The following is a 24944-nucleotide window of genomic DNA, read 5'->3' as shown; positions in this document are numbered from 1 at the left end:
ATAAAGAGACATCTCATGGAAAATCTCATTTCACTCTGGCATAGCACCGGCATATACAACTTCACCGGTGGACAGGCCTTTATGATGCTGGTCGGCTTTTTGCTGCTGTTTCTGGCCATTAAAAAAGGCTTTGAGCCCTTGCTGTTGTTGCCGATAGGCTTTGGCGCCATACTCAGCAATATTCCGGTTGCAGGTATCGCCGATGAAGGCGGTATTTTGTATTATTTGTATTTCGGTATTAAAACCGGCCTGTTTCCGTTGCTCATATTTATGGGCGTGGGCGCGATGACCGATTTCGGTCCCATGCTGGCTAACCCTAAAACTTTGCTGCTGGGCGCTGCGGCGCAGTTCGGTATCTTTGCCTCACTATTGGGAGCGCTGGCGCTCAATGCCGTACCGGGCCTGGAGTTTACTTTAAAAGATGCCGCCGCAATCGGCATTATCGGCGGCGCCGACGGTCCGACTGCTATTTATGTGGCCTCAAAATTGTCGCCTGACTTGTTGGGAGCCATTGCTGTCGCGGCTTATTCCTACATGGCTCTGGTACCGCTAATACAACCGCCGATCATGCGCGCCTTGACCACCGAAGATGAACGCAAAATCGAAATGCAACAGCTGCGCGTAGTGGGCAAGACCGAAAAAATCGTCTTTCCGTTAATGCTGCTCGTTATTTGCACCTTGCTGTTACCGTCGGCCGCGCCTTTAATCGGCATGTTTGCACTGGGTAACCTGATGAATGCATGCGGTGTGGTTGAACGCTTGAGTCAAACCGCACAAAACGAACTCATCAACATCGTCACTATTTTCCTGGGACTAGCGGTAGGTTCAAAGCTCAGCGCCGAAGCTTTTTTACAAGTCAAGACACTGGGTATCCTGGCCTTGGGAGCGATTGCTTTCAGCATCGGCACGGCGGCCGGCGTGATCATGGCAAAAATCATGAATAAATTCAGCAGCACCCCGATTAATCCACTGATTGGCGCAGCCGGTGTTTCCGCAGTGCCGATGGCCGCACGGGTGGTCAACAAAGTCGGATTGGAGAGCAATCCACATAACTTCCTGCTAATGCATGCCATGGGGCCTAATGTCGCCGGAGTGATTGGTTCTGCGGTGGCTGCGGGCGTTTTATTGAGTTTGGTTAAATAACCATGCAAGGACGAGAAGTAATACTGTTGCTTTAAACTGTTCTTGATGAAGACAGGCGACCAACCCTCTCGGTCGCCTCGTCATTTTTAGACGCCTGAAGGCGACTATCCTTTATCTAAGCGGCTTCCATCTTGCGCTTGCCATCCCAAAAAGATGATTTTTTTACTACATCGGCAGCTTTTTCAAAACCCTGTTCAGCTCCTGATTTTAACTGCTCAATCAAGCGCTTCAGTAATGCCTCTGCATTGGCGCCAAGCTCTTTTCCAACAACAGGTAACGCTTCTATTTTCTGCATAGCGGGTCCTGCCAGCCACACTTGAAAAATAACCCGACTCTCCATCGGTAGCGCCTGCACAACGACAACAACTTTGTCATACCACAGTTTGCCTGGATATATGATTTTTTGCTCGATCAGATACTGACCGTTTTTTACATTGTTGTCGACCAATCCAACAACTTCCTTGACCACCAACCTGGCCGGTTCAACAACCCATTTTTCAAAATACCTTATCGCTTGATCAGGACATTGCTGGACCATATTTGAAGTCGTATGGATATTTTCGTGAATCAGCATTTTTTTCTTGCTGATGAGATCTCTGGCTTCATAGACAATGCCCTGAATAACCTCAATCTGCTGCTGAATTTGCGCTAACGCAGGGTTGATTATTTTTCCGTCAATTCCGTTTTTGATTTGATCCCTGCATTGGTGAATTGTGAAGATCGCTTTTTTCAACAACGATTGTTGAGCATATATCAATTTTGATTCTAATTCATGAATCTTTAAATCGCGCTCAGTCAAAGATTTTTTCAACAAAACGATAGTTTTCTTATTTGCTTTCAGCTGCTCGGAAAGCTTGGCTACCTCCGCTTCCAGCTGAGTTAATTTCGCCAACCTGCCTGTTTTGGTGCCGTTATCAGATCCCATACCCATCCCCCTCTTATGTAATTGTTTATTATTATTTTTTGCCGGTAAAGGCAGGATCATTCATAACAAACAAGCAACTCAAAGTCAACAAAAATGCTTTCAGCAACTTTCTACACAGGTTTTTCCTTACTGACGCCGACACCGCATAACAATCTGTAGCCTCTGGATGACAGAAAACACATCACTACCCTTCCAAATTATTGCGTTCCCGTCTCTATTTTTTGACTCTGTTGCTCCGCAGCATCCTGAATCTGTTGCTCAACCTGCTTGGCCTGCTCCAACGTTTCCAGTTGCGTTTTTAACGGCCCTGCATCAGCAGTTTTAACCTGTTTATCGTCTTTATCGCAGCCTGAAATTGAAACCAGCATCAGGATCGCCGCCACTCCAATTAATAATTTCATCTATATTCCCATACTACAGTTCAAATTTAGGGTAGTTGACTCATTTCCGAAACCTTGCCGTAATCAACGCCCACACTGATGATAAAACTACTGGCCTCTTCGATATTCATGGCGGATTTAATGACCTTCGATTTCTCGACAATCACCGTAAAACCGGAAGTCGGGTTAGGCGATGTAGGAATAAACAGTACGTATTTATCGTCGTGCCGGTTCGTAACATAAGCAGTCATCCACACACCCTCTTTCGGGTATTCGACATAAACCACTTCCTTTGCGATAGTCCGGTCGTGGGATGAAAACATATTGACAACTTTTTTCAGCACCCGATAAAGCGTATTCATTAATGGAATCCGCTCAATAACATGGTCAAACGCGCCAATAACCCAGGAACGGCCTTCCTGGACTAATTTACGACCAATGTATACCAGAATAAAAAAACTGACCGCAAAAACCAGAATCGTATAAAGATAATTATCTGCATAGCCGTAAACCAGTTGAAACAAATCGGAAACCCGATCTTTTACAAAAATCATGATTTGTAAAATAATGACAATGGGAATAACTGCAAAAATGCCGATCAAGAAATAATTCAATAGTTTTTTAACCAATTCTTTCATTTTTCTCTCCAGTTTTATAAGGATTTCACTATTAACAGAATACCTGATGCAAATAAAAACATTGCAAATATCTTGCTGTATTTTTCATTATCGATTCCGTTATAAAGTATTTCTTCAGTCAATAAAAACATCACCACAGCAATCTGAATAAAGCTTATCTTGTCGGCAAATGACACTGTAAACTCACTGTCTATTAACAATAACGTTGCCAATTGACACAAGGCAAACGTCGCATAGCTGGCCGCAGCCGTTACTCGCATTCTGTTTTTGGGATAGTGCTTGCTGTAAATTATCACTGTTAACATTGAGCCACCCAGGTTGCTCATACCATGAACCAGACCTACCGCCATCAGATAAATCCTTTCATACTTGACTATGAAGCGCAGTGTTTTTTCAATGGTTATTGAAAAATTCTTTAACGCGACAAAAATCAATACGCCGCCAATCACCAGGCTGATATTAATTTTAATCGTAGTAACCAGTAATAAAAGCAGCACTACCAAAGGCGTACTGTAAATCAGTACGTTTTTATAAAATGCGACGTCAACATCTTCATAGTGCCTTATAAATTGTAAAGCGCTTATGGCAATAGAAACCGGTAGCAACACTCCCAGCGCATCGACAAAGCCATATCCGAGTAAAAGCAGCAGCGGGGTGCCAAATAATAATACGCCTACTCCAAAAATAGACTGAACGACGGATGTTGCAAGAACCGTAAGTAAAATATCGACCGGCATTGTGTTCCTCTTTAGATTGATGTTATTTCAGCATGGCATTATACCCGAGGCCGAAAGTAAGCGAATTTATGATTCCCGAATTCCGTTAGAGCAAAGCATCAATTTTTCTACTGTCAAACAACGCAATGCCGATCGAACAGAATGGATTTACAGCAACCCCGCAAGCCGGATAAGTTCCGCTGTTTGCTGACGTATTTGAGCGACAATCTGTTGATCCAACTGCTTTAGCCAACGCTCCGGAATCTGCTCAACGCCATATTTAGCACCTGCCAGCATACCGACCAACGCACCGGTAGTGTCGGCATCGGCACCCTGATTAACGGTTGCAATCAGGCAGGACTCAAAACTGTCGGCGCTAAAAAAATAATGTAAAACCGTCTGTACGGTATCGACAATATAAGCCGAGGCTTTGCCCAGATAGGGGCTGTAGGCAAATTCGCCGTGTTGACTGATCAACTGCTCGACTTCCTGTTGGCAGGCATCCGTATCCAGCCCGTTAATCAAATGATTGACGATTCGCCCCAGTGTTAAGGTGGCGGCATTGGACAACGGATTGTTATGGGTAATGTGGCATTGTTGCAAGCTCCACTCGTTAAAACAGTCCGGCCGATTTAAGGTCGCCAGCACCACCGGCAGGTTACGCATACAAGCCCCGTTGCCTGCATCGTCAGCGCGAGGCAAACCGAACAGTTCGCCGCTATCCCGGTAGCGCATGATGCCGCGCCGACAGGTATTACCTATATCCGGCGGATCGCTTTCCAGCCATGCGACAAAATTATCGGCGACAGCCTGAATATTCCAACCCTGATGATCGATAATGGCCTGCCCTACGGCGAGCGACATTTGCGTGTCGTCAGTGATTTGGCCTGCTTCCAGACCCAGCCAGCCGCCACCGATCATATCCCGATGCACGCCGTAGCGTTTTTGGATTTGTTTCGGCGACATAAACTCTACCGTAGCGCCGAGCGCATCGCCGCAGGCAAAACCTAAATAGGCGCCCAGCGCCCTGTTCAACACTTGATCTGTAGACATATTCCCTCCCTTAACGCTGTACTTTGACTCGATAGTCGCCGCCAATCACCAGATACTCGGCTTCGCCGTGCAAAGCATGGCGCGGTAGCAGCTCATTAAAAAAAACCAGCTTAACCATTGGCACTTCAACTTCCAGAATATACGCGCCGAACTCACTGGCAATACTGCAGCGGTCGGTAAAAGAAACAATACTATTGAAGCGAACGATTTTATGCAGCTTATCTTCATCCTGAACAAGCCAATGATCATCCAGTGAGTTAACGCCACGATAGAGGGTTTTATGGGTTGCCGCCGGAAACTGAAAACGTTCGATAATCCACTGACAATATTCGTAAAGCAGATCCAGTTGCATGTAAATGCAGTTGTTGTGATAACGGCTGTTCATCTTTTCTTCGATATACATGACCCAGTCCTTGCTGATGAAACTGGCTATGTGCTGCTTATGATACGTGGGAAACAGTCCGAAGCGGCTTTCGACCCAGCCTTTAAAAACCGCGCCTTGGGCATTGTTTGAATCCAGCCCCCAATCCTGAATTAACCTGAGATAACTGTTGCGGTAACGGCGCATTCCTGAGTGATCATCGCGCAGTCTTTGCTCCGTTTCAAAGCCGAAAACGACACACATATAGTCTTGAAATATCCGGCCGCAGTCATCGCGTGTCGATTGCCTGCCCAATTGCTCGAACAAACCTGAAGCCGACTCGCGGGTGCCTGCAATATGCATCGGCTTGGGATTTTCGTTAAAGGCATGGCTGGCCATACAAGCAGTCGCCAAACCGATTAAGTTGGTGCTGTGTCCGTGTTGAGAAATATCCGGCATTGGTTGATCAAGGAAGTCTTCAGGCAATGAATGAAACAATCTTTACATGAAATTGTCCGTTTAGCCAGAGAGGGCACGCCGATACAACATGCATCAAGCCATCAGAGCACCCCGTATAGAGGGAATGGAAAGAAATAGGTCGAGTCTGCCAACCCGATGTAGACGACTTGAATACAAGGGATAGAGCACCTATACTGATAAACACGGGTATAGTTTCAGCCTTATTTTCCTCATGTTAGCCGTAAAGTTGCACGGAAAATTTATTCTGCGTTGGTAATACTTACGGAAGAGTTACATTTACCGACGTTAATCTTACGATAGATGGAATTCTTATTTTGGAACAGCCCTTTTCTTTTCTTTCCTATATTGCCTGGAAGCAGCGCCTTGTATTTTGGATAGGCGCAATCATTGTCGGACTGGTTATCGTTATGATGACCTTGCTCAGCGAATGGGCAGCACAAACCTACCGCCTCCTTTCATTACAATACCCCTGGTTTCATTTTATCATTCCACCTGTCGGAATGGGATTTACGGCATGGGTCACTTTTCGCTTCTTTCCCGGCAGCGAGCGCAGCGGCATTCCCCAGGTCAAAACAGCGTTAGGAATTTCCAGTAATCTAAATGAACGATCCAAATTAATTTCCTTAAGAATTGCTTTCGGAAAAATGTTCCTGCCTATTATGGGCCTGCTTTCCGGAGCATCGATTGGTTTTGGCGGCCCCGCTGTACACGTCGGCGCCTCTATTATGTTGTCGCTCGGCAAGACCGTTAAATTCCCGCCTCATTATTTGGAGAAAGGGTTAATTCTGGCTGGCAGTGCCGCCGGGTTTGCTGCTATGTTCAGCACACCGTTGGCGGGTATTATTTTTGCGATTGAAGAAATGGGCAGAACGCTGGAAGAACGAATCAGCAGCCTGGTATTAACCGCTATTATTTTTTCCGGCATTACCGCCTATGCGATATTAAATAGTTACATTTATTTTGAAGATGCGTCGCTCGTCATGCCATTGGGACAAAGCTGGCTTGCGGTGCCGTTATGCGGAATTGTCGGTGGATTTCTGGGCGGTTTATTCAGTAAGAGCACCATTCTCGGCAGCCGGCTTCTCAAGCAAACGGGTATCTCGATTGTTGTGATCGCCATAGTTTGCGGCGGAGTCGTTGCTACAGTAAATTATTTTTCCCATGGCGCTACCGTGGGTACCGGTTACCAACAAACCAAGGCCATATTAAACAATGTTCAACCCATGGATTTTTCTTATCCATTCCTTAAAATGCTCGCCACTTGCGCAACGTTCTTTAGTGGCATACCCAGCGGTATTTTTGTTCCGTCCCTTGCAACCGGGGCCGGATTTGGCGTTAATCTGGCAAGCTGGCTTCCAATAGCGCCTGCTTCGGTGATGATTTTACTGACCATGACCGCTTATTTTTCCGGCATGCTGCAATCGCCACTCACTTCATTTGTGATTGTTATGGAAATGACTAACAGCCATGAAATTCTAATTCCGTTAATGGCTACCGCTTTTTTGGCTAGCGGAACATCAAAACTCATCAATCCAGTACCTTTGTACCTCGCGTTGTGCGATACCTATAAACCTTCTTTAAGCAAAACGAAACCGATTGAGACTATAGCTTGATTCCTGGTTTGTTAATCCCGATATCATTGCGCCGAACCAGATTTACAAGCTATCTGGCGCGGTAAGGCCCATTATCAATATCCCCCAACAATCACAACACGACTCCGCCCTCCGCCCTGTTTTTCAACCACCACCCTGGCACCAATCCGTTCAACCAAAATAGGCACATGCGAGATAACACCGACTTTTCTGCCCAAAGCTTGCAGGGTATCCAGACTGGCGATGGCTATGTCCAAGGTTTCTGGATCCAGGCTGCCGAAGCCCTCGTCAATGAACAATGATTCAACCTGGGTTTTATTGGATGACAAGGACGCCAAACCCAAGGCCAGCGCCAAGGACACCAGGAAGCTTTCGCCGCCGGACAGGCTGTGTACGCTGCGCACATCATCGGCCATGTCGCGGTCTATGATTTGCAGCTCCAGATCGCTGCCCGGCACGCGTTGCAGGGCGTAGCGCTTGGCGAAGTCTTCAAGATGTTGGTTACTGTGCGCCAGCAGCGCTTCCAGAGTCAGACTTTGGGCAAAAGTACGAAACTTGGCGCCATTTTTTGAACCTACTAATTCATTCAGGCTTTCCCATTGTTCCCAGCGGTCTCGTTGGCCGTCCAGCTCGGCTTTCAAAAGACATCCGGCTTCGATTTTTTTATCATCTTCCCGCAGCAGTATGACTTGCTCTTCTTTTTGGCTATGCGCAATCTGTCTTTGCTGCTGCAATTCGTCCGACAGTTTATTGGCGTCCTCCTCAGGTATTTCGACAGGATAGCTTTGGTCGCATGGGTTCTCTGCCACTTGCAACATCCAGGGCGGTCGATGCTTAACGCAATCGTCGGCTTTTACTTTTAATATGGCCGCAGACTCTTGCAGCGCGCGTTCCAGTGCCGCCATTTGGGTTTTCTGTTCAGCCAGCCAGTGCTCGTTTTTTTCCAGCAACCGGCTTAACTGCTCAAGGTCAAGGGCCTGCTTTTCCAGCGACTGATTCAAAGCGCTTAGCGCTTTTTCCAGATTACTATAACGCCTGCCGGTCTCGGCTTGCCAATGCTGCTGATCTTGTTGATGGGTTGCCAGCTCTGTTTCCGCCTGATTGACGGTATGACCGGCCTGCTGATGGGCGGCTCTTGCAGTCTGTAGGTTTTGGTTAACGGTTTGCTCGTAACTGTCGGCAGTGAGCATGGGCAATACTGCATCACGCTCGACTGACAGTTTTTGCTGCTCTTCTGTTTGGGTACTTAACTCGGCCTGTTTAATCCGATGTTGTTGCCGGCATTGCTTTAGCGCTTGCTCGGCGAGCTTTTCATCGTGGTTGATTTTTTCCAGGGCTTTGGCAGCGGTTTCAATTTGCTGTTCGGTGCGCTGAAATTGCTGCGCTTGTGCCGTGCAATCCTGCCTGAATGCTACGGTGGAATCCTGTAAACAAGACCGCCAGTTTTCCAGCTGTTGGAATGGCGTTGCCAATAAATCGATAATAGCTTGCAGTTGTTGTTCTAATTGTTGAATGCCGTTGACGATATGTTCCAAATCGGCTTTGTTTTTGGCGTGTTGCTTATCCAGCGTGGCATGTTCGGCAGATAAGTTTTCCTTGTTAAGCTTGGCCGCATCGAATAAATCTTGTGCCGTTTTAAGCTGTTTTTGTAATTCGAGAGCCGTTTTTTCCTGTTGCTTGATTAGCTCCAACGCGGCACTTATCTGTTCTTCATGACTTTTAAGGATTGCTAAAAGTCGGCTATCGGCGATAACAAAATCAGGCGACTGCCAAGGATGGTGGAAGTGTCGCAATCGGTCGGGAACCGATGCGACCTTATCGTGCATAGCTAAAGCGGCCCAATCATTGCCGCATTGAACCCGCTTTGTCTGCGCCTCGGCCAGCTTTCCGGCCAGTATTGTTTGTTGCTCCTGTCCTTGGCTGATGCTTTTAGTCAGTTCGGCAATAGTTTTGATCAGCGTTTCATTTTGAACTTCCAACTCGGCGACCCGCGCTGTCTGGGCTACGGCATGTTCATTGCCTATGCTGACATGATCTTTCCACGGATGTTCCAGCGCTCCGCAAACCGGACAGGGCCGATCGTCTTGCAACAAAGAGCGGAATTGTTCGGCGTTTTTATGCGTTGTCGCCTGTATCAGCTCCAAGGCCTTTTTTGCTTCGGTCAACGCGGCACCATTAGCCATCTGCTGTCGGCTTAATGTTTGCAGTTGCACTGTACTGTCACTCATCGTCTGTTCGGTATCCGCCAGTTTGTCCGTGTCCTGCCTGATAGTCTGTTCCAGCTCCTGCGCATTATTCGCCAGTTTCAGCGCCAGGGCGACATGCTCGCGCTTGATCTCAAGCTCGTCTTTTGCTTGATACAAGTCTTCAAGAGACTGTCGGCTATCCTGTGTTTTCAGTTGCGCCAGCCTCTGCTGATGCAGTTCCAACTTTTTGTGGCTACCATCAATCGCCAGCTTTAACTCTGCCAAGCTAAGTTCATCCCTGGCCACCGATAGTCTTAACTGCTCCGCGTTGAGTTCGGCTTCTATTTTCCGAATATTCAAGGTTTGATAGCGTTCCAGCTCGGCATCCCATCGATTCCATTCGGCTGCGACAGGTTTAATCGCCTGATGCTGTTCCAGCCAGATATTAAGCTGTTGCAGTGCCGTGGATTGTTCGGCTTGTCGAGCCAATAAAGATTGATGCTCTTTTTCGGCGCTATCCAACACTTTAAGTAATTGGTTTTCTTCAGAGGCCAGCACGCCAACAGCTTGCCGGATAACATCGATTCGGGTGTCCAAGCCGCGCGCTTTGATTAATACCGGTTGCGCCCGCTGCTGTTGCTGTTCGGCTTCGGTTAATGCAGCTGCCAGAATTCCGAGCTGTTCCTTGGCGCTTTGCAGTTTTATTTCAGCGGTTATTTGCTGAACGCTGCTGTCTTTGAGTTTTTGTTCGGCATCCCGATGTTCGGCGTCTGCTGCTTGGTATTGGCTTAACAGCGGTCTTAACGGCTGTGCGGCTTCGATCTTTCGTATCAACTGCCGATCGGCTTCGGCTGCATCCCATGCCTGTTGCGTGTCGGCAAGAGCATTACCGGCAACCCGTTCAGCTTCTTGCAGTTTTTTCAATTCGCCATACCAATCGATGATTTTTTGGTTGCTTGCGATTTGCTGATCCAGATCGACCAACTGGCTGCTAAATTGATCCCGTTGCTGTTCCAGCCGTTGACGAGCCTCTTCATCCAGAGGAATTTGATCCTGCATCCGGTTTGCAATCAGGTTTAACGCGTCTTTTTCGTGTCTGGCCCGATCGAATGCGGCAATGGACAGTTCGGAATAAAGTTCGGTGCCGGTAATGCGCTCCAGCAGACTGGAACGTTCGTCTTTTTTGGCTTTCAAGAACGCGGCAAAATCGCCCTGAGCCAATAATACCGAGCGGCGAAACTGGTCGAAGTTCAGATCGATCAGTTCGCAGATCTTCTCCAGCGTGTTCTTTTTGCCCTGCCCGATGCGTTGGCCGTCGTCAATTTTGCTTAACGTGACTTCCTGCGCCTGCAAGCGTCCGTCCGCTTTGCCTCGGGCTTTGCTGACCTCCCAGCGTGCTCGATAGTGATGCTTGTCCTTGCCGATAAAATCCACTTCGGCATACGCGTTACTGGTGCCGCGGCGCAGTATCGAGCGCACGTCAGTGCTGACCACGCGCAGGTTTTCATCCTCATCTTTATGGCCTACCGCAAAACCGTGACCGTCCGGCAAGCGCGGAATTTTGTCATAAAGCGCCAGACACAAGGCATCCAGAATCGTGCTTTTGCCGGCGCCGGTTTGTCCGGTAATCGCGAATAATCCGGCTTGCTCAAGCGGCCCGGAATTCAGTGAAATCTCAAACGGTTCGGCCAGGCTTGCCAGGTTTTTTCCGCGTATAGCTAAAATGCGCATTATTCCGTTCCTTGCAGGCTTTCGACCAATTCGCTAAACAGCGCATTCATGGCTTCGGGCGCGTCCTTGTCATATTTGTTTTGATAGCAGCGCTGGAAAACATCCAGCGGTTGCAACTCTTCCAGGCGTTCTTCGATTTTTAAATCAGCCAGACTTTTTTCGCTGCCGCTGTAAGCTGTGGATATTTTCAATAAACGCACCGGCAGTTTGGAAATGACTTCTTCAATCTGCTGGCGCAATCCCGGCTCCGGTTTTTCCAGTCTGATGCGCAATTCAAGCAGCGGCCTTTGCCCGATCGGCAGATCGTTGAGGGTCAGGGTTTCCAATTGCCCGATCACCTCAGACAATACGGCAAAATCTTTGCCGTTGGGAATTCTTAATAATTGGACGCTACGGGGGATTTTAACGGCGACGGTTTCAACCGGCTGCCCTGCCCGAACATCGACTTGGACAAGCTGATGCAAATAATCGGTTTCATCGAACGACAGCGGAATCGGCGAACCGCTGTAACGAATATGCTCGTTCGCGCCAACTTTTTGTGCCAAGTGGAGATGGCCTAATGCCACATAAGCAATGTCATCTGGAAATAATTCAACCGGCAGCGCATGCTGGTTGCCGCCCAGTATTTTGCGCTCGCTTAATTCGGACACTGCACCATTGACCATATAACAATGCCCGGTCAGGATCAGGCTTTCGGCATTGCTCGCCTTTTGTTGTAGCTGCGTAAACAACTCGGCATACAGCGTTTTCATGCCGGATATTAACGGATCGTTGTCTTGCTCGCTTAGCCGTTCAATATCGCTTATGACACTGCCGCCATTATCATCCCTGGTAGCCGTAGGCAAATCAGCATTGCGTAAAAACGGCATGGCTCCGCACCAGGCTTTAATCTCGCCCTCCGCATTGGTCAGCGGGACCAATAAGCGATCCCAATCGATATTGCCCTGAGCGTTGAGCGACAAGCCGCCGACCACAGTAACGCCCAGCGCATTGAGAATGGGCGATGGCGCATCCAGCCGTGAAGCGGAATCGTGATTGCCGCCTATTAAAATAATATTCAAATTCGGCAGCCGGGTTCTGGCTTTGACCAGAAAGTCATAAAGCTGAGATTGCGCGGCGGAGGATGGATTTGCCGAATCGAAAATATCACCGGCAACTATCAACGCATCGGCCTGTTTGGTTTGCAATTCATCCAACAACCAGTCCAGAAACTGCTGATGTTCCAGTTGCCGCGATACGCCATGCAGGTGATGACCGAGATGCCAGTCGGCGGTGTGAAATAGTCTTAACATTGGTTGCCTGTTTTAAAGGGTTGGTAAGCAATATAACGCGGATTTAGGCATTTGCATAAAGCGTCGAGTAAGCATGATGATGGCTACTCTCACCAATTAGAAGTATTTATACTGCTCCATGGTTAATAAGGCGTCTATATGATTAATCTACGGCGCTGGCTAAATTGGTCATTGTTCGCCTACAGAAAGTATTATAAAAAAGCTTGGAAGCGAAGAAATGAAGTGGCCTTGTATGATGATTTATTTCAAATAGAGCTGTAAGCATTGAATTTATAAAGCTGTTTCTAGCTGGCTAGAGCCATTATAATGTCACGTATTTTTCAACAATAAGGTATCGCTCGTGCATGTTAAACAACTCAAGCTAACCAATTTCCGACGTTTTGGCGAGCTTACTATACCTTTCGATGATGGGGTAGATGCTAGCGAACCTAATACAATCGTTTTTATCGGTAATAATGGTGCTGGAAAAACAGCTATTTTAGATGCGCTGGCATTAAGTTTAAGCTGGTTGGTCGCTCGAATTAATCGAGAAAAAGGCAGTGGCGGTAGTCTTGCTGATGCGGATGTTTTAAACGGAGAAAATGCGTCAACTATTGATTTACAGATAGACTACGACCAATCGGCTTATCATTGGGTGTTATCTAAAACACTTAAAGGTCGAGTGAAAACATTGGATAGTCAGTTAAGCGACGTGACTAAACTGGCTGGCTGTTTCAGGGAACAACTAACTAATGATCGACAAACATCATTACCACTAATTGCTAATTATCCAATTGAACGTGTCGTATTGGATATTCCATTAAAAATTAGAACCCGCCACAATTTTGACCAACTTGATGGCTACGATAATTCATTGCAGAAAGGTGTTGATTTTAGGCGTTTTTTTGAATGGTTTAGGGACAGAGAGGATGCCGAAAATGAAATTCGCTCATCTAAATTACGACAACAATTCGATGAAATTATTGAACAATACAGAGATAATACTGAAGATATTGCTGATCTGTTCAAAGCACTTGACCGAATAAAAGCAACCGCTCGTGATCGTCAGCTTACTGCTATACGAGTTGCTATTAAATCGTTTATGCCCGATTTTGATAATTTACGGGTACAACGCAAACCACGGTTACAAATGCTGATAGACAAAAACAGCAAAGCATTAGATGTCGGCCAGCTTTCTCAAGGTGAGAAATCATTAATGGCATTAGTCGGCGATATAGCCCGGCGACTGGCGATGATGAATCCGACATTGGAAAATCCGCTTGAAGGTTCTGGTATTGTTTTGATTGATGAAGTGGATATGCACCTACATCCCAACTGGCAACGGGCGATTATCGGCAATCTGAACAGGACGTTCCCAAACTGCCAATTTATTTTAACTACCCACTCACCGATAGTCATTAGTGAAACTCCCAACTTGCTTTGCTATGCACTTAACGATGGTGAACTGGAAAAGTTGCCTAGTCTTTATGGTATGGATGTTAATCAAGTCTTGTTACAGGATATGGATGCCGATATTCGTAACGCTGATATACAAAATGCGCTCGACCAGTTACGAGATAATCTGCAAGACGGTAAACTGGATGCAGCCAAACAGCTTCTTGCTGAACTGGAAAGCAAAATTGCTATCGACCATCTGGAGCTTAATAAAGCCAGATTACTTATCAGGCGATTGGAAATGCAACGTGCGTAAAATTACCAAAGAATCAGAACCACCAAAGTTGACAACATGGAAACGTAGAAATCCGCGTGGACAATATACGGACTTATCTCCTATAGAACGACAGGCTATTAATGATGCAACACGACAAGAGCAGTTTGGCTTATGCGCCTATTGTTGTAAAAAGATTGATGCCCAAAAAAGCCACAATGAACATATTGAAGCTCGTCACTTAGCTCCAAATCGTCAGTTAGATTTCGGCAATATCGTCGCTTCATGTAATACACGTAATCAATGCGGCAAAGCTCATGATTCTCTGCCTTTGCCCTTAACGCCACTGATGGCTGAATGCGAAACCGAATTAAAATTCTATCTGTCTGGCAAAGTAAAGGGGCTAACTCCGCGATCGATAGACTCTATTGCAGTGTTAGGTTTAAATAGTCGTGCCATTCAGGAAGAACGTAAGCAAATGGTAGATAATTTGATATTTCCAGATAAACCTGATGATTTACAACTTCTGGGGGATGATTTACTTGCTGTTTTAATAGATGATTTTCAACAACCTGACTGCGAGGGCCAACTTCTTCCATTCGGCCCTGTTCTGGTCAATATTATCAAGCAGTTTTTAGTTACCTGATGACTTCCATATCGAAAACAATTTAGCCAATATTGTTGGGTCGCGAAAAGATGCAACCCAACCGACTCGACTTCGTAAATCTCATAGTTTTATGCCTTAGATTGATACATATGGATATTAAGGTACTAATACCCGATATTTAAGAAAGCCCCAAAACATCCTGCATATCGTACAAACCGCTATCCTTATCAGCCAACCAAACCGCCGCTCTGACCGCGCCGTTGGCGAAAGTCATGCGACTGGTGGCTTTGTGAGTGATTTCCACCCGTTCGCCGTCGTCGGCAAACATAACGGTATGCTCGCCGACGATGTCCCCGGCTCTAATGGTTGAAAAACCGATGGTTTTTCTGTCGCGCTCACCGGTATTGCCTTCCCTGCCGTAAATCGCGCAGTCTTTTAAATCCCGGCCTAAGGCATCGGCTATCACTTCGCCCATGCGTAATGCGGTGCCGGATGGCGCATCGACTTTATGCCGGTGATGGGCTTCGATCACTTCAATATCGGTGTAATCGCCCATGACTTTAGCAGTCATTTCAAGCAATTTAAGCGACAGGTTGACGCCGACGCTCATGTTGGGAGCCATCACTATCGCCACGTCTTTCGCCGCTTCGCTAATCCGGGCTTTTTGCGCATCGCTGTAACCGGTGGTGCCTATGACCAGCTTTTTTCCGGCCTCGCGGCAAATCTCGATAAAGGCCATTGACGCATCGGGGCGGGTAAAATCGATCAACACGTCGAATTGATCGACCACAGACGCCAAGTCATCGACGACTTTAACGCCGACTACGCTGATGCCAGCCAATTCACCCGCGTCCCGACCTATGGCAAGACTTTCCGGACGGGACACGGCAACGGCCAATTCGGCATGTTTAGCCAGCGCCGCCGCTTTAATCAAGCAAAGGCCCATGCGACCGGACGCACCTACTACAGCAATACGCATCATGACTTATCCTGTTAGTTTATCGAAAAAGCTTTTTACGCCGTCCGTCCATGAGGACTCTTGAGGGCTATGATGTTTACCGCTGCCGGACAGGGATTCGCTGAGCTGCTCAACCAAGGCTTTTTGTTCTTTGGTCAGATGCACCGGTGTTTCAACCTGTACTTTGCATAGTAAGTCGCCGACCGGTCCGCCTCTGACCGGCTTCACGCCTTTGCCGCGCAGCCTGAACTGTTTTCCGGTTTGCGTTTCAGCGGGGATTTTCAACAACACTTTGCCGTTCAAGGTAGGCACTTCCAACTCTCCACCCAAACAGGCTGTAGGAAAGCTGATCGGCACTTCGCAATATAAATTCGCGCCATCGCGGGTAAAAATCTGATGATCTTTTACCTGAACCTGGACATAAAGATCGCCTGCCGGGCCGCCGAATTCTCCAGCCTCACCTTCTCCAGCCAAACGTATCCGATCGCCGGTATCGACACCGGCCGGGATTTTTGCGGACAGGGTTTTATTTTCCTGGACTCGCCCCTGGCCGTAACATACGCCGCAAGGATCTTTTATCTGTTTGCCGGTACCGCGGCAGGTTGGACAGGTTTGTTGAACCGAAAAGAAACCCTGTTGCATCCTGACTTGGCCGTGACCGTGACAAGTTGAACAGATAACTGGACTGGAGCCTTTTTTAGCGCCGGAACCGCTACATTCGCCGCAGGTAACCAGTACCGGCACGCGGATTTTGGCATCGGTCCCGAACACGGCTTCTTCGAGCGTTAATTCCAGGTTGTAACGCAGGTCAGAGCCACGCTGAACGTTGCTCCGCTGCTGTCTTCCTCCGCCAAAAATATCGCCGAAAATATCGCTGAAACTTTCACCGCCGCCGAAACCGCCGGAACGCCCTCCGCCCATCGAAGGATCAATTCCGGCATGGCCGAACTGGTCGTAAGCGGAACGTTTTTTAGGGTCCGATAAAACTTCGTAAGCCTCTTTAATCTGCTTAAACTTGGCCTCAGCCTCTACCGGATTATCTTTATTTCTGTCCGGATGATGCTTCATCGCCTTGCTGCGATAGCTTTTCTTAATCTCTGCATCACTGGCGTTTCTGTCTACACCGAGAAGCTTGTAAAAATCTTCTTTTGCCATGGTTCAATATTCTATTGTTGGATTTTGGTGGTTATCATCGTCTGATTTTGTCTGAGATACCCGGGATAAGAGGTGGTTACTAAACCGCAAAAAGAACACGAAGGGACACGAAGTTTTTTCTTCGCGAGCTTCGTGTTCTTCGTGGTTTTATGCCTTAAGTTAATGCATAGGGGGATAGTGCACCCCAACCTACATCTTATTTCTTATCGTCATCTTTAACTTCTTCAAACTCGGCATCGACAACACCGTCATCAGCCGCATGATGCTCTGAAGAAGCATGAGCGCCGGAAGACTCGCCTTCAGCGGCCGATTTTTGTGCGTAAACGCGTTCGGCCAGTTTTCCGGACAACTCAGTCAAGTCGTTCGTTTTGGCTTCAATTTCCGCTTTATCATCGCCTTTAATCGCAGTTTTCAGTGCTTCAATCGCATGTTCGATGCTGGTTTTTTCATCGGCGCCGACTTGGTCGCCCAGCTCTTTCATCGATTTTTCAGTCGCATGGATCATACCGTCAGCATGGTTACGCGCCGACACCAATTGAGTCAGTTTACGGTCTTCATCAGCATGCGCTTCAGCATCTTTAATCATGCGATCAACTTCATCATCCGACAAACCGCTGGATGCTTTGATAACGATGGATTGTTTTTTACCGGTCGCCTTGTCTTTTGCGGACACGTTCAAAATACCGTTGGCATCGATATCGAATGCAACTTCAATTTGCGGAATACCGCGCGGTGCGGGTGGAATATCGGCCAGATCGAAACGTCCCAACGATTTGTTTGCTGCTGCGACTTCACGCTCACCTTGCAATACATGCACGGTCACTGCAGTTTGATTGTCGTCCGCCGTAGAAAATACTTGCGATGCATTGGTTGGGATCGTGGTGTTTTTCTCGATCAGTTTGGTCATTACGCCGCCCATCGTTTCGATACCCAATGATAACGGGATAACATCCAACAACAACACGTCTTTAACTTCGCCACCCAGAACGCCCGCCTGAATCGCCGCGCCTAAAGCAACCGCTTCATCAGGGTTAACGTCTTTGCGCGGTTCTTTACCGAAAATGGCTTTTACCATTTCCTGTACTTTCGGCATACGGGTTTGACCGCCGACCAAAATCACGTCATTAATATCCGATGCTGATAATTTGGCGTCTTTCAGCGCCATTTCGCAAGGACCTTTAGTGCGATTAATCAGCTCTTCAACCAGCGATTCCAGTTTGGCTCTGGTCAATTTAACATTCAAATGCTTGGGACCTGATGCATCTGCGGTAATGTAAGGCAGATTCACGTCGGTTTGCTGGCTTGAAGACAGTTCAATCTTGGCTTTTTCGGCCGCTTCCTTTAGGCGTTGCAAGGCTAACGGATCGTTATGCACGTCAACGCCGCTTTCTTTTTTGAATTCTGCCGCTAAAAATTCAATGATTCTTGAGTCGAAATCTTCACCACCCAGGAAAGTATCGCCGTTGGTCGATAACACTTCGAACTGATGCTCGCCTTCTATCTCGGCAATTTCAATAATGGAAATATCAAAGGTACCGCCGCCTAAGTCATACACTGCAATTTTAGTGTCGCCTTTAGGCTTATCCATGCCAAAAGCCAATGCAGATGCGGTCGGTTCATTGATAATACGTTTAACTTCAAGTCCGGCAATACGACCGGCGTCTTTAGTCGCTTGGCGTTGCGAGTCATTAAAATAAGCCGGTACGGTAATTACGGCTTCGGTGACTTCTTCGCCTAAATAGGCTTCAGCATCTTTTTTCAACTTCATCAAGATACGCGCTGAAATCTCGGGAGCCGCCATTTTTTTGCCGTGAACTTCAACCCAGGCATCGCCGTTTTCAGCTTCGACGATTTTATAAGGCACCATTTTGATGTCTTTTTGTACGACATCGTCTTTAAAGCGACGACCGATCAAACGCTTGATCGCAAATACGGTATTTTTTGGGTTAGTAACCGCCTGACGTTTTGCAGACTGTCCAACCAATACTTCATCGTCACTGGTAAAAGCGATAATGGACGGCGTAGTACGCGCGCCTTCGCTGTTTTCAATCACTCTCGCTACGCCGTTTTCCAGTACCGCAACGCACGAGTTTGTTGTTCCTAAATCTATGCCGATTATTTTAGCCATTGAGTTCTCCAGACTTGAATTTATTTAAAAAGTAAAAGTTATTACAAATATGAGGCTGCTTTATTTGATTTCAAGCCTGTTCATCGATGCTAGGACTATCTGTCGGTTTTTTTTCAGCGGCTTTAGCAACTAAAACCATCGCGGGACGAAGCAAACGTCCGTTCAACATATATCCTTTTTGGAAAACGTTAACCACCGTATTCGGCTCGGCTCCTTCTACGGCCTGCATAGCCATGGCCTGATGCAGTTCCGCATTAAACGGCTGACCGATGGGATCAATTGCTTCAATTTTGAATTTTGCAAATACTGATTCGAACTGTTTTATCGTTAAGTCGCTACCTTCACGAAATTTTTTCACTTCTTCGCTATCGCCGGTTGCCGCCTGCAAACCTAATACCAAACTGTCTAATACCGGCAATAGCTCCTTGGCAAAACCTGTCAGCGCAAATTTGTGCGCATCTTCTAGATCCTTTTGCGTTCTTCTTTTCAGGTTTTCCATTTCCGCCTGTGCGCGAACTGCTTTGTCCCAGTTCTCCTGAGCTTTTTGCTCAGCTTGGGCCAAGGCCTGCTGTAACTCCTCAATTGTAAGCTCGTGTTCGACTAGTTCGGTATGCGGCGGCTCTACAACCGCTTCGCCTTCAGTTTTAACCTGAGATTCAGGCGATTCCTGATCAGTACTCATTATTTATAGCTCCTTAATATTTAAAATTAATACCCATACCCGAAGGCACAAAAAGACATTATTTATAGTGGGGTCGTTGATTTTGGATTCAAGGCGGCTCCCAACAATTTTGCCGTCACATCGACAAAAGGGATGATTTTCTCATAGGCCATACGCGTCGGCCCGATAACGCCCAATACCCCGACCACTTCGTTGCTGACCGAATAGGATGAGGTCACCAGACTGCAATGATCGAAAGCCCGATAGCCCGATTCTTCGCCGATAAATATCTGCACGCCGTCGGCTTTCATACATTGGTCCAGCAAATGAATAACGCCCTGCTTTTGACTGAACGCTTCAAACAGGCTTTTTAGCCGCTCCATATCCGACAACTCGGAAAAACCCATTAAATTGGTTTCGCCGGTCAGCACATAATCATCTTTTTTATTGTCCTGATCGAACGCCAGTTGCGCCATTTTTACCGCATCCAGCATGCCCTGATTCATGCCGGGCTTTCCTGCCCGACACCCTTCGGGTAAATGCAAATCTGTTCCAGACAGATTTGTCATGCCGGGCTTTCCTGCCCGACACCCTTCGGGTAAATGCAAATCTGTTCCAGACAGATTTGTCATGCGTTCCTGGTCTTCCTGCAACTCTTTTAAAACCGCTTTGCGCACCGCATCAAGGCTGCGGCCGGAATAAATTGAATTTAAATAGTTGGCTGCCTGCTGTAGTTCGGCAGGACTGAATACTTTGGAGGTATGGATGATTTTGTTATGAACTTCCTGCTCATTGGTAACAAAAATAACTAACACGCGGGTGTGAGATAAAGATAGAAACTCGATATGCCGCAAGCATACCTGCTCTCTTTTAGGCAAGGTCACCACCCCGGCCATCTGCGTTAATTCTGAAAGTAGGCGCGATGCGACGCCGATCATATCGCTGCTGTCCTCGCTCAACGACAAGCCTTGGTGCAGTCGGGTTAAATCTTTCGACTCCATTGGCTTAACCGTCAATAAGGTATCGACAAACAAGCGGTAGCCGCTGACCGTAGGCACCCTTCCTGCCGAAGTATGGGGTGAATGCACCAAACCTAGGTCTTCCAGGTCGGCCATGACATTGCGAATAGTTGCCGGACTTAAGTTTAAATCCGAATCTTTTGATAAAGCCCGTGAACCCACCGGCTGGCCATCACTGATATAGCGCTCGACCAGTGATTTCAATAACTGCAACGACCGCTCATTTAAAAATTGCGTATTACTCACACCAACCTCTGCAACCAAATTTAGCACTCCATTAAGACGAGTGCCAGCGAGGCAAAGTATCAGCTCATTGAGCTATTGTCAATAAACCTAAAAGCCCAGTTCATGTTTATCTTTCTTTATATACAAGTCTTTTTATCTCAAAAACTTACTGCCGCCTTATCCATTCGATTTTATTTTTCCAAACATCATGGAGAAGCCGCTATTATTTCAATAAAACCGTCCAAAGGCATAAGTAATCTATTGGATGACCTGTTGAATATTTTGTTTCAAGTACTCCCTTACAAAATCAATTGATGAAACAATACCTTTTATTACTTTATTTTCTGTTATGGCAATATGGTGTATTTTATTCCTTAGCCTGCGCTTTAGCCCATGAACAACCCGAATACAACCAGCTGTAAAAACACCAACCCCCAGAAATAAAGCCCGAAAAGCACTGCCTTGACTTGTATCGGCTGCTGGGGAGAATTGCGTCTGACGATAACCAGGCTGCCCAGAGTCGCCATCAGCACAATAGCGACTCCGCACACCGCAATGTTCATCGTTAATCTCTTACGGGCGACGGCGCCAGTACGACTCTTGAACCATTGCTTTCAGGAGAACTGACAACGCCGGCCGCCTCCATGCCTTCAATCATGGTTGCGGCGCGATTGTAGCCGACTTTAAAGCGTCTTTGTACGCTGGATATTGAGGCTTTACGAGTTTCAGTGACAAATTGCACGGCTTCGTCGTACAAAGCATCAGTCTCGGAATCGCCATTACCGCCACCACCGTTCATGCTGTAACCATCACCGGAAGCGGAAAGTTCGCGGGTGATGTCTTCAAGATAATTCGGCGGTGCGGTTTGTTTTAAAAATTCAACCACGCGATGCACTTCATGGTCATCGACAAAAGCGCCGTGAGCACGGATGGGGATGCTGGTGCCTGAAGGCAGAAACAGCATATCGCCATTGCCTAGCAAAGTTTCCGCGCCGCCTTGATCGAGAATGGTGCGCGAGTCGATGCGAGACGATACCTGAAATGAAATCCGGGTCGGTACGTTAGCTTTAATCAGGCCGGTTAATACATCAACCGATGGGCGTTGCGTGGCTAGAATCAAATGAATGCCGGCCGCGCGGGCTTTTTGCGCCAGCCGGGCGATCAGTTCTTCAACTTTCTTACCGACGATCATCATCATGTCGGCTAATTCGTCGATGACGATGACAATGCTGGGCAGGGTATTTAAGGTAGGGTATTCTTCCCCTTCTTCCAGCGGATTAATCATTTGAAACATGGGGTCCCTGATGGTCTCGCCTCTTGCCGTCGCATCTTCTATCAACTGATTAAATCCGGCAAGGTTTCTGACGCCCATTTTGGACATTAACTTGTAACGTCTTTCCATTTCGGCAACCGCCCAGCGTAGCGCGTTACTGGCTTCCTTCATATCGGTTACGACGGGGGTCAATAAATGAGGAATGCCTTCATAAACCGATAACTCCAACATTTTCGGGTCAATCATGATCATGCGCACCTGTTCTGGTGTTGCTTTATAAAGCAGACTGAGAATCATGGTGTTGATAGCGACCGATTTACCGGAACCTGTGGTACCAGCAACCAGCGCATGAGGCATTTTACCCAGATCGGCAACCATCGGCGTGCCGGAAATATCCTTGCCCATCGCCAGAGTCAACATGGATTTCGATTTTTCAAACGGCGCTGACACCAATAATTCGCGCAAGGTCACCATTTCCCGCTCCCGATTGGGAATTTCAAGACCGACTACCGATTTACCAGGAATAATTTCAACGATACGAACACTGGTAACTGACAATGCTCTGGCCAAATCTTTGGACAGGGTGCTGATACGGCTGACTTTAACGCCTGCCGCAGGTTGTAATTCAAAACGGGTGATAACGGGGCCTGGATGAAAGCCGACGACGGCGACGGCGACGTTAAAATCGGCCAAGATATCTTCCACCAAGCGTGACATTTCTTCCAAATCGGTTTGCGAATAACCTATAACGCGGGTGTCCCGGTGATCCAGTAATTCCAGAGAGGGCAATACGCCTTTGCTGGCGTCGTATTTAATGGCCGGCTGTTTTTTAAGTGGAAGCGCGTTCTTTACTATTTTTTCTACAGGCTTTTCGATATTCGGTATAGCTTTAGCACTGGCTTTTCTCTTAAGCTCCGACTTCGCGGGGCTATCCACCAACGTCTGGGTACGATTGACCGAACGTTCCTGTAACAAGCTTAGAACGCTACCACAAAAAACCCGACATATAAATACGGTATATTTGCCGATAACATCTATTACCGTGACCCATGACACCCCGGTAACCAAAGTAACACCAGCCAATAAAATCACCAGCAAGAATAGCGTCGCCCCCGAATTGCCGAAGACTACCAGCAAGGCATTGCCGGTTTCCTGGCCTAAAATACCGCCGGTGTTGCTGGGCAGTTCGATCCCTATTCTTAATAAATACAAATTCAATAATGCGGCGCCTGAAATGATAGTCGCTATAGACCCTACCCATTGCAGCGCGATAATCATTTTTTCGCGGCCTTGTCTGCCCTGGGTGTAAATCAGGTAACCTTGCCAGAAGATCATGACCGGAAACAGATAAGCGACCAAACCGAAACAGCTGAGCGTGAAATCAGCGATCCACGCTCCAAAGACACCGCAAGCGTTAGAGACTGTCTGTACTGATCCGCTATGCGTCCAGCCTGCGTCCTCGTTACTAAAAGTAATCAGCGAAATTAAAAAAAATAATGCGCCTGCAATGAAGCCTAATAAAGCAACTTCACGCAACCCACGAAAGGTTTTTTCTTCCATTACAGCAGCCATATTTAACAACTCGTCACATAAATTACTAATAAAACATAATTATAGATCAATAATGAGATGTTTTACATTAGTAATGTCTGCAATAAACTCCCGTTCGCATTTCTGCCATTATCCGTCGGCTATTCTGATAAAACAGTTTACGAAACACGCTTTCATCTTCATAATTAATTTCTTCCTGTCTTTCCCCGCAAAGGATTTTTAATGAGTGATTCCAAACATTGCCGCCTTTTGATTCTAGGCTCCGGCCCCGCCGGCTATACGGCTGCAATCTATGCTGCACGAGCCAACATGAATCCGGTTATCATCACGGGTATGCAACAAGGCGGTCAATTAACGACAACGACCGAAGTGGATAACTGGCCCGGCGATATTGAAGGATTGCAAGGACCGGCGCTCATGGAAAGAATGCATAAACACGCTGAACGCTTCGCTACCGAGATAATTTTCGACCATATTCACATGGCTGATTTATCCGCTCGCCCTTTCACATTAACCGGCGACTCAGGCACTTACACCTGCGATGCACTGATTATTGCAACCGGCGCTTCAGCGCGTTATTTGGGTCTGGAATCCGAGGAAGCTTTCAAAGGCAAGGGCGTTTCAGCTTGCGCGACCTGCGACGGTTTTTTCTACAGGAATAAGCCCGTTGCGGTCATCGGTGGCGGCAATACAGCTGTTGAAGAAGCACTTTATTTGTCCAATATCGCCTCAAAGGTCATTGTCGTACATCGCCGCGACAAATTCCGTTCCGAAAAAATCCTCTCTGACAAACTGGTTGAAAAATCGCAAAACGGCAATGTCGTCATTGAATGGAATCATCAACTGGATGAGGTGCTGGGAGACGATATGGGCGTTACCGGCCTTAGAATCAAAAACGCTTTGGATGGCTCGACCAAAGATCTGGATGTACATGGCGTATTTATAGCCATTGGTCACACCCCCAATACCGGTATTTTTGAGGGCCAGCTGGATATGGAGCATGGCTATATTAAAGTCAAAAGCGGCATTCACGGAAACGCCACCGCAACCAGCGTTGAAGGCGTATTTGCTGCAGGCGATGTAATGGATTCCGTTTATAAACAAGCCATTACTTCAGCAGGAGCGGGCTGTATGGCGGCGTTGGATGCAGAAAAATTCCTTGATGAATTAGTCGGTTGAGCTACAATTTTGGTTTAATAACTGACATGGTTTTTCAGTTTTA

General features: G+C 47.2%; 20 protein-coding genes. 5 read left to right on the top strand and 15 right to left on the bottom strand.

Going from position 1 to position 24944, the window contains the following annotated elements:
* Nucleotides 1-15: 15 nt before the first annotated feature.
* The gene (locus Q8L79_RS11695; RefSeq protein WP_305271402.1) at nucleotides 16-1143 is read left to right on the top strand and encodes a sodium ion-translocating decarboxylase subunit beta; all 1128 of its coding nucleotides are present in this window, start codon (nucleotides 16-18) and stop codon (nucleotides 1141-1143) included.
* 115 nt (nucleotides 1144-1258) lie between these two features.
* Here the strand turns inward: Q8L79_RS11695 and Q8L79_RS11690 are convergent, their stop codons facing one another.
* The 6 genes from Q8L79_RS11690 to Q8L79_RS11665 form a co-directional block, all read right to left on the bottom strand.
* On the bottom strand, nucleotides 1259-2128 hold the full coding sequence (locus tag Q8L79_RS11690) for a hypothetical protein (protein ID WP_305271399.1): 870 nt from the start codon (nucleotides 2126-2128) through the stop codon (nucleotides 1259-1261).
* Nucleotides 2129-2265: 137 nt separating this feature from the next.
* A complete protein-coding gene (locus Q8L79_RS11685; RefSeq protein WP_305271396.1) occupies nucleotides 2266-2469 on the bottom strand; it encodes a hypothetical protein in 204 nt (67 codons plus the stop codon).
* A 26-nt stretch (nucleotides 2470-2495) separates the two neighbouring features.
* Nucleotides 2496-3086 carry a DUF502 domain-containing protein gene (locus tag Q8L79_RS11680; RefSeq protein WP_305271393.1) on the bottom strand — a complete coding sequence of 197 codons (591 nt, stop codon included), beginning with the start codon at nucleotides 3084-3086 and terminating at the stop codon, nucleotides 2496-2498.
* A gap of 14 nt (nucleotides 3087-3100) precedes the next feature.
* Nucleotides 3101-3823 (bottom strand): TSUP family transporter, encoded by a 723-nt coding sequence (locus Q8L79_RS11675; protein ID WP_305271389.1) that lies wholly within the window; start codon nucleotides 3821-3823, stop codon nucleotides 3101-3103.
* 147 nt (nucleotides 3824-3970) lie between these two features.
* Nucleotides 3971-4855: an ADP-ribosyl-[dinitrogen reductase] hydrolase gene (draG, locus tag Q8L79_RS11670; RefSeq protein WP_305271386.1), complete on the bottom strand. Its 885-nt coding sequence runs from the start codon at nucleotides 4853-4855 to the stop codon at nucleotides 3971-3973.
* Between the two features lie 10 nt (nucleotides 4856-4865).
* Nucleotides 4866-5675 carry an NAD(+)--dinitrogen-reductase ADP-D-ribosyltransferase gene (locus tag Q8L79_RS11665; protein ID WP_305271383.1) on the bottom strand — a complete coding sequence of 270 codons (810 nt, stop codon included), beginning with the start codon at nucleotides 5673-5675 and terminating at the stop codon, nucleotides 4866-4868.
* Nucleotides 5676-6010: 335 nt separating this feature from the next.
* Here Q8L79_RS11665 and Q8L79_RS11660 point away from each other — a divergent pair, with 335 nt between their 5' ends.
* Entirely contained in the window at nucleotides 6011-7309 is a 1299-nt protein-coding gene (locus Q8L79_RS11660; protein ID WP_305271380.1) for a chloride channel protein, read from the top strand.
* 74 nt (nucleotides 7310-7383) lie between these two features.
* Here Q8L79_RS11660 and Q8L79_RS11655 read toward each other — a convergent pair whose 3' ends face one another.
* The gene (locus Q8L79_RS11655; protein WP_305271378.1) at nucleotides 7384-11205 is read right to left on the bottom strand and encodes an AAA family ATPase; all 3822 of its coding nucleotides are present in this window, start codon (nucleotides 11203-11205) and stop codon (nucleotides 7384-7386) included.
* Nucleotides 11205-12497 (bottom strand): exonuclease SbcCD subunit D C-terminal domain-containing protein, encoded by a 1293-nt coding sequence (locus tag Q8L79_RS11650; RefSeq protein ID WP_305271375.1) that lies wholly within the window; start codon nucleotides 12495-12497, stop codon nucleotides 11205-11207. Before Q8L79_RS11650 ends, Q8L79_RS11655 begins: the two co-directional genes overlap by 1 nt.
* A gap of 340 nt (nucleotides 12498-12837) precedes the next feature.
* On the opposite strand from Q8L79_RS11650, the gene Q8L79_RS11645 reads away from it, so the two are divergent.
* The gene (locus tag Q8L79_RS11645) at nucleotides 12838-14187 is read left to right on the top strand and encodes an AAA family ATPase (RefSeq protein WP_305271372.1); all 1350 of its coding nucleotides are present in this window, start codon (nucleotides 12838-12840) and stop codon (nucleotides 14185-14187) included.
* Nucleotides 14180-14791, top strand: a complete 612-nt coding sequence (locus Q8L79_RS11640; RefSeq protein ID WP_305271369.1) for a hypothetical protein — start codon at nucleotides 14180-14182, stop codon at nucleotides 14789-14791. The genes Q8L79_RS11645 and Q8L79_RS11640 overlap by 8 nt, the downstream gene beginning before the upstream one ends.
* Nucleotides 14792-14930: 139 nt before the next feature.
* On the opposite strand, the gene dapB is transcribed toward Q8L79_RS11640, so the two are convergent.
* The 7 genes from dapB to Q8L79_RS11605 form a co-directional block, all read right to left on the bottom strand.
* A complete protein-coding gene (dapB, locus tag Q8L79_RS11635; protein ID WP_305271366.1) occupies nucleotides 14931-15734 on the bottom strand; it encodes a 4-hydroxy-tetrahydrodipicolinate reductase in 804 nt (267 codons plus the stop codon).
* 3 nt (nucleotides 15735-15737) lie between these two features.
* Nucleotides 15738-16865, bottom strand: a complete 1128-nt coding sequence (dnaJ, locus tag Q8L79_RS11630; RefSeq protein WP_305271363.1) for a molecular chaperone DnaJ — start codon at nucleotides 16863-16865, stop codon at nucleotides 15738-15740.
* 196 nt (nucleotides 16866-17061) lie between these two features.
* A complete protein-coding gene (dnaK, locus tag Q8L79_RS11625) occupies nucleotides 17062-18993 on the bottom strand; it encodes a molecular chaperone DnaK (protein ID WP_305271360.1) in 1932 nt (643 codons plus the stop codon).
* Between the two features lie 70 nt (nucleotides 18994-19063).
* Nucleotides 19064-19675, bottom strand: coding sequence for a nucleotide exchange factor GrpE (gene grpE, locus Q8L79_RS11620; RefSeq protein ID WP_305271358.1), 612 nt, complete (start codon nucleotides 19673-19675; stop codon nucleotides 19064-19066).
* 62 nt (nucleotides 19676-19737) lie between these two features.
* Nucleotides 19738-20919 carry a heat-inducible transcriptional repressor HrcA gene (gene hrcA / locus Q8L79_RS11615; RefSeq protein WP_305271355.1) on the bottom strand — a complete coding sequence of 394 codons (1182 nt, stop codon included), beginning with the start codon at nucleotides 20917-20919 and terminating at the stop codon, nucleotides 19738-19740.
* Nucleotides 20920-21284: 365 nt separating this feature from the next.
* On the bottom strand, nucleotides 21285-21461 hold the full coding sequence (locus tag Q8L79_RS11610; protein WP_305271352.1) for a hypothetical protein: 177 nt from the start codon (nucleotides 21459-21461) through the stop codon (nucleotides 21285-21287).
* A 2-nt stretch (nucleotides 21462-21463) separates the two neighbouring features.
* Nucleotides 21464-23731: a DNA translocase FtsK gene (locus Q8L79_RS11605; RefSeq protein WP_305271349.1), complete on the bottom strand. Its 2268-nt coding sequence runs from the start codon at nucleotides 23729-23731 to the stop codon at nucleotides 21464-21466.
* Between the two features lie 213 nt (nucleotides 23732-23944).
* On the opposite strand from Q8L79_RS11605, the gene trxB reads away from it, so the two are divergent.
* Entirely contained in the window at nucleotides 23945-24901 is a 957-nt protein-coding gene (gene trxB, locus Q8L79_RS11600; RefSeq protein WP_305271346.1) for a thioredoxin-disulfide reductase, read from the top strand.
* Nucleotides 24902-24944 lie beyond the last annotated feature (43 nt).

Source organism: Methylobacter sp., from assembly GCF_030680395.1.
Lineage (GTDB): Bacteria > Pseudomonadota > Gammaproteobacteria > Methylococcales > Methylomonadaceae > Methylobacter_A.
The sequence above is the reverse complement of the archived record's forward strand: the minus strand, read 5'-3'. Positions and strand labels throughout refer to the sequence as shown.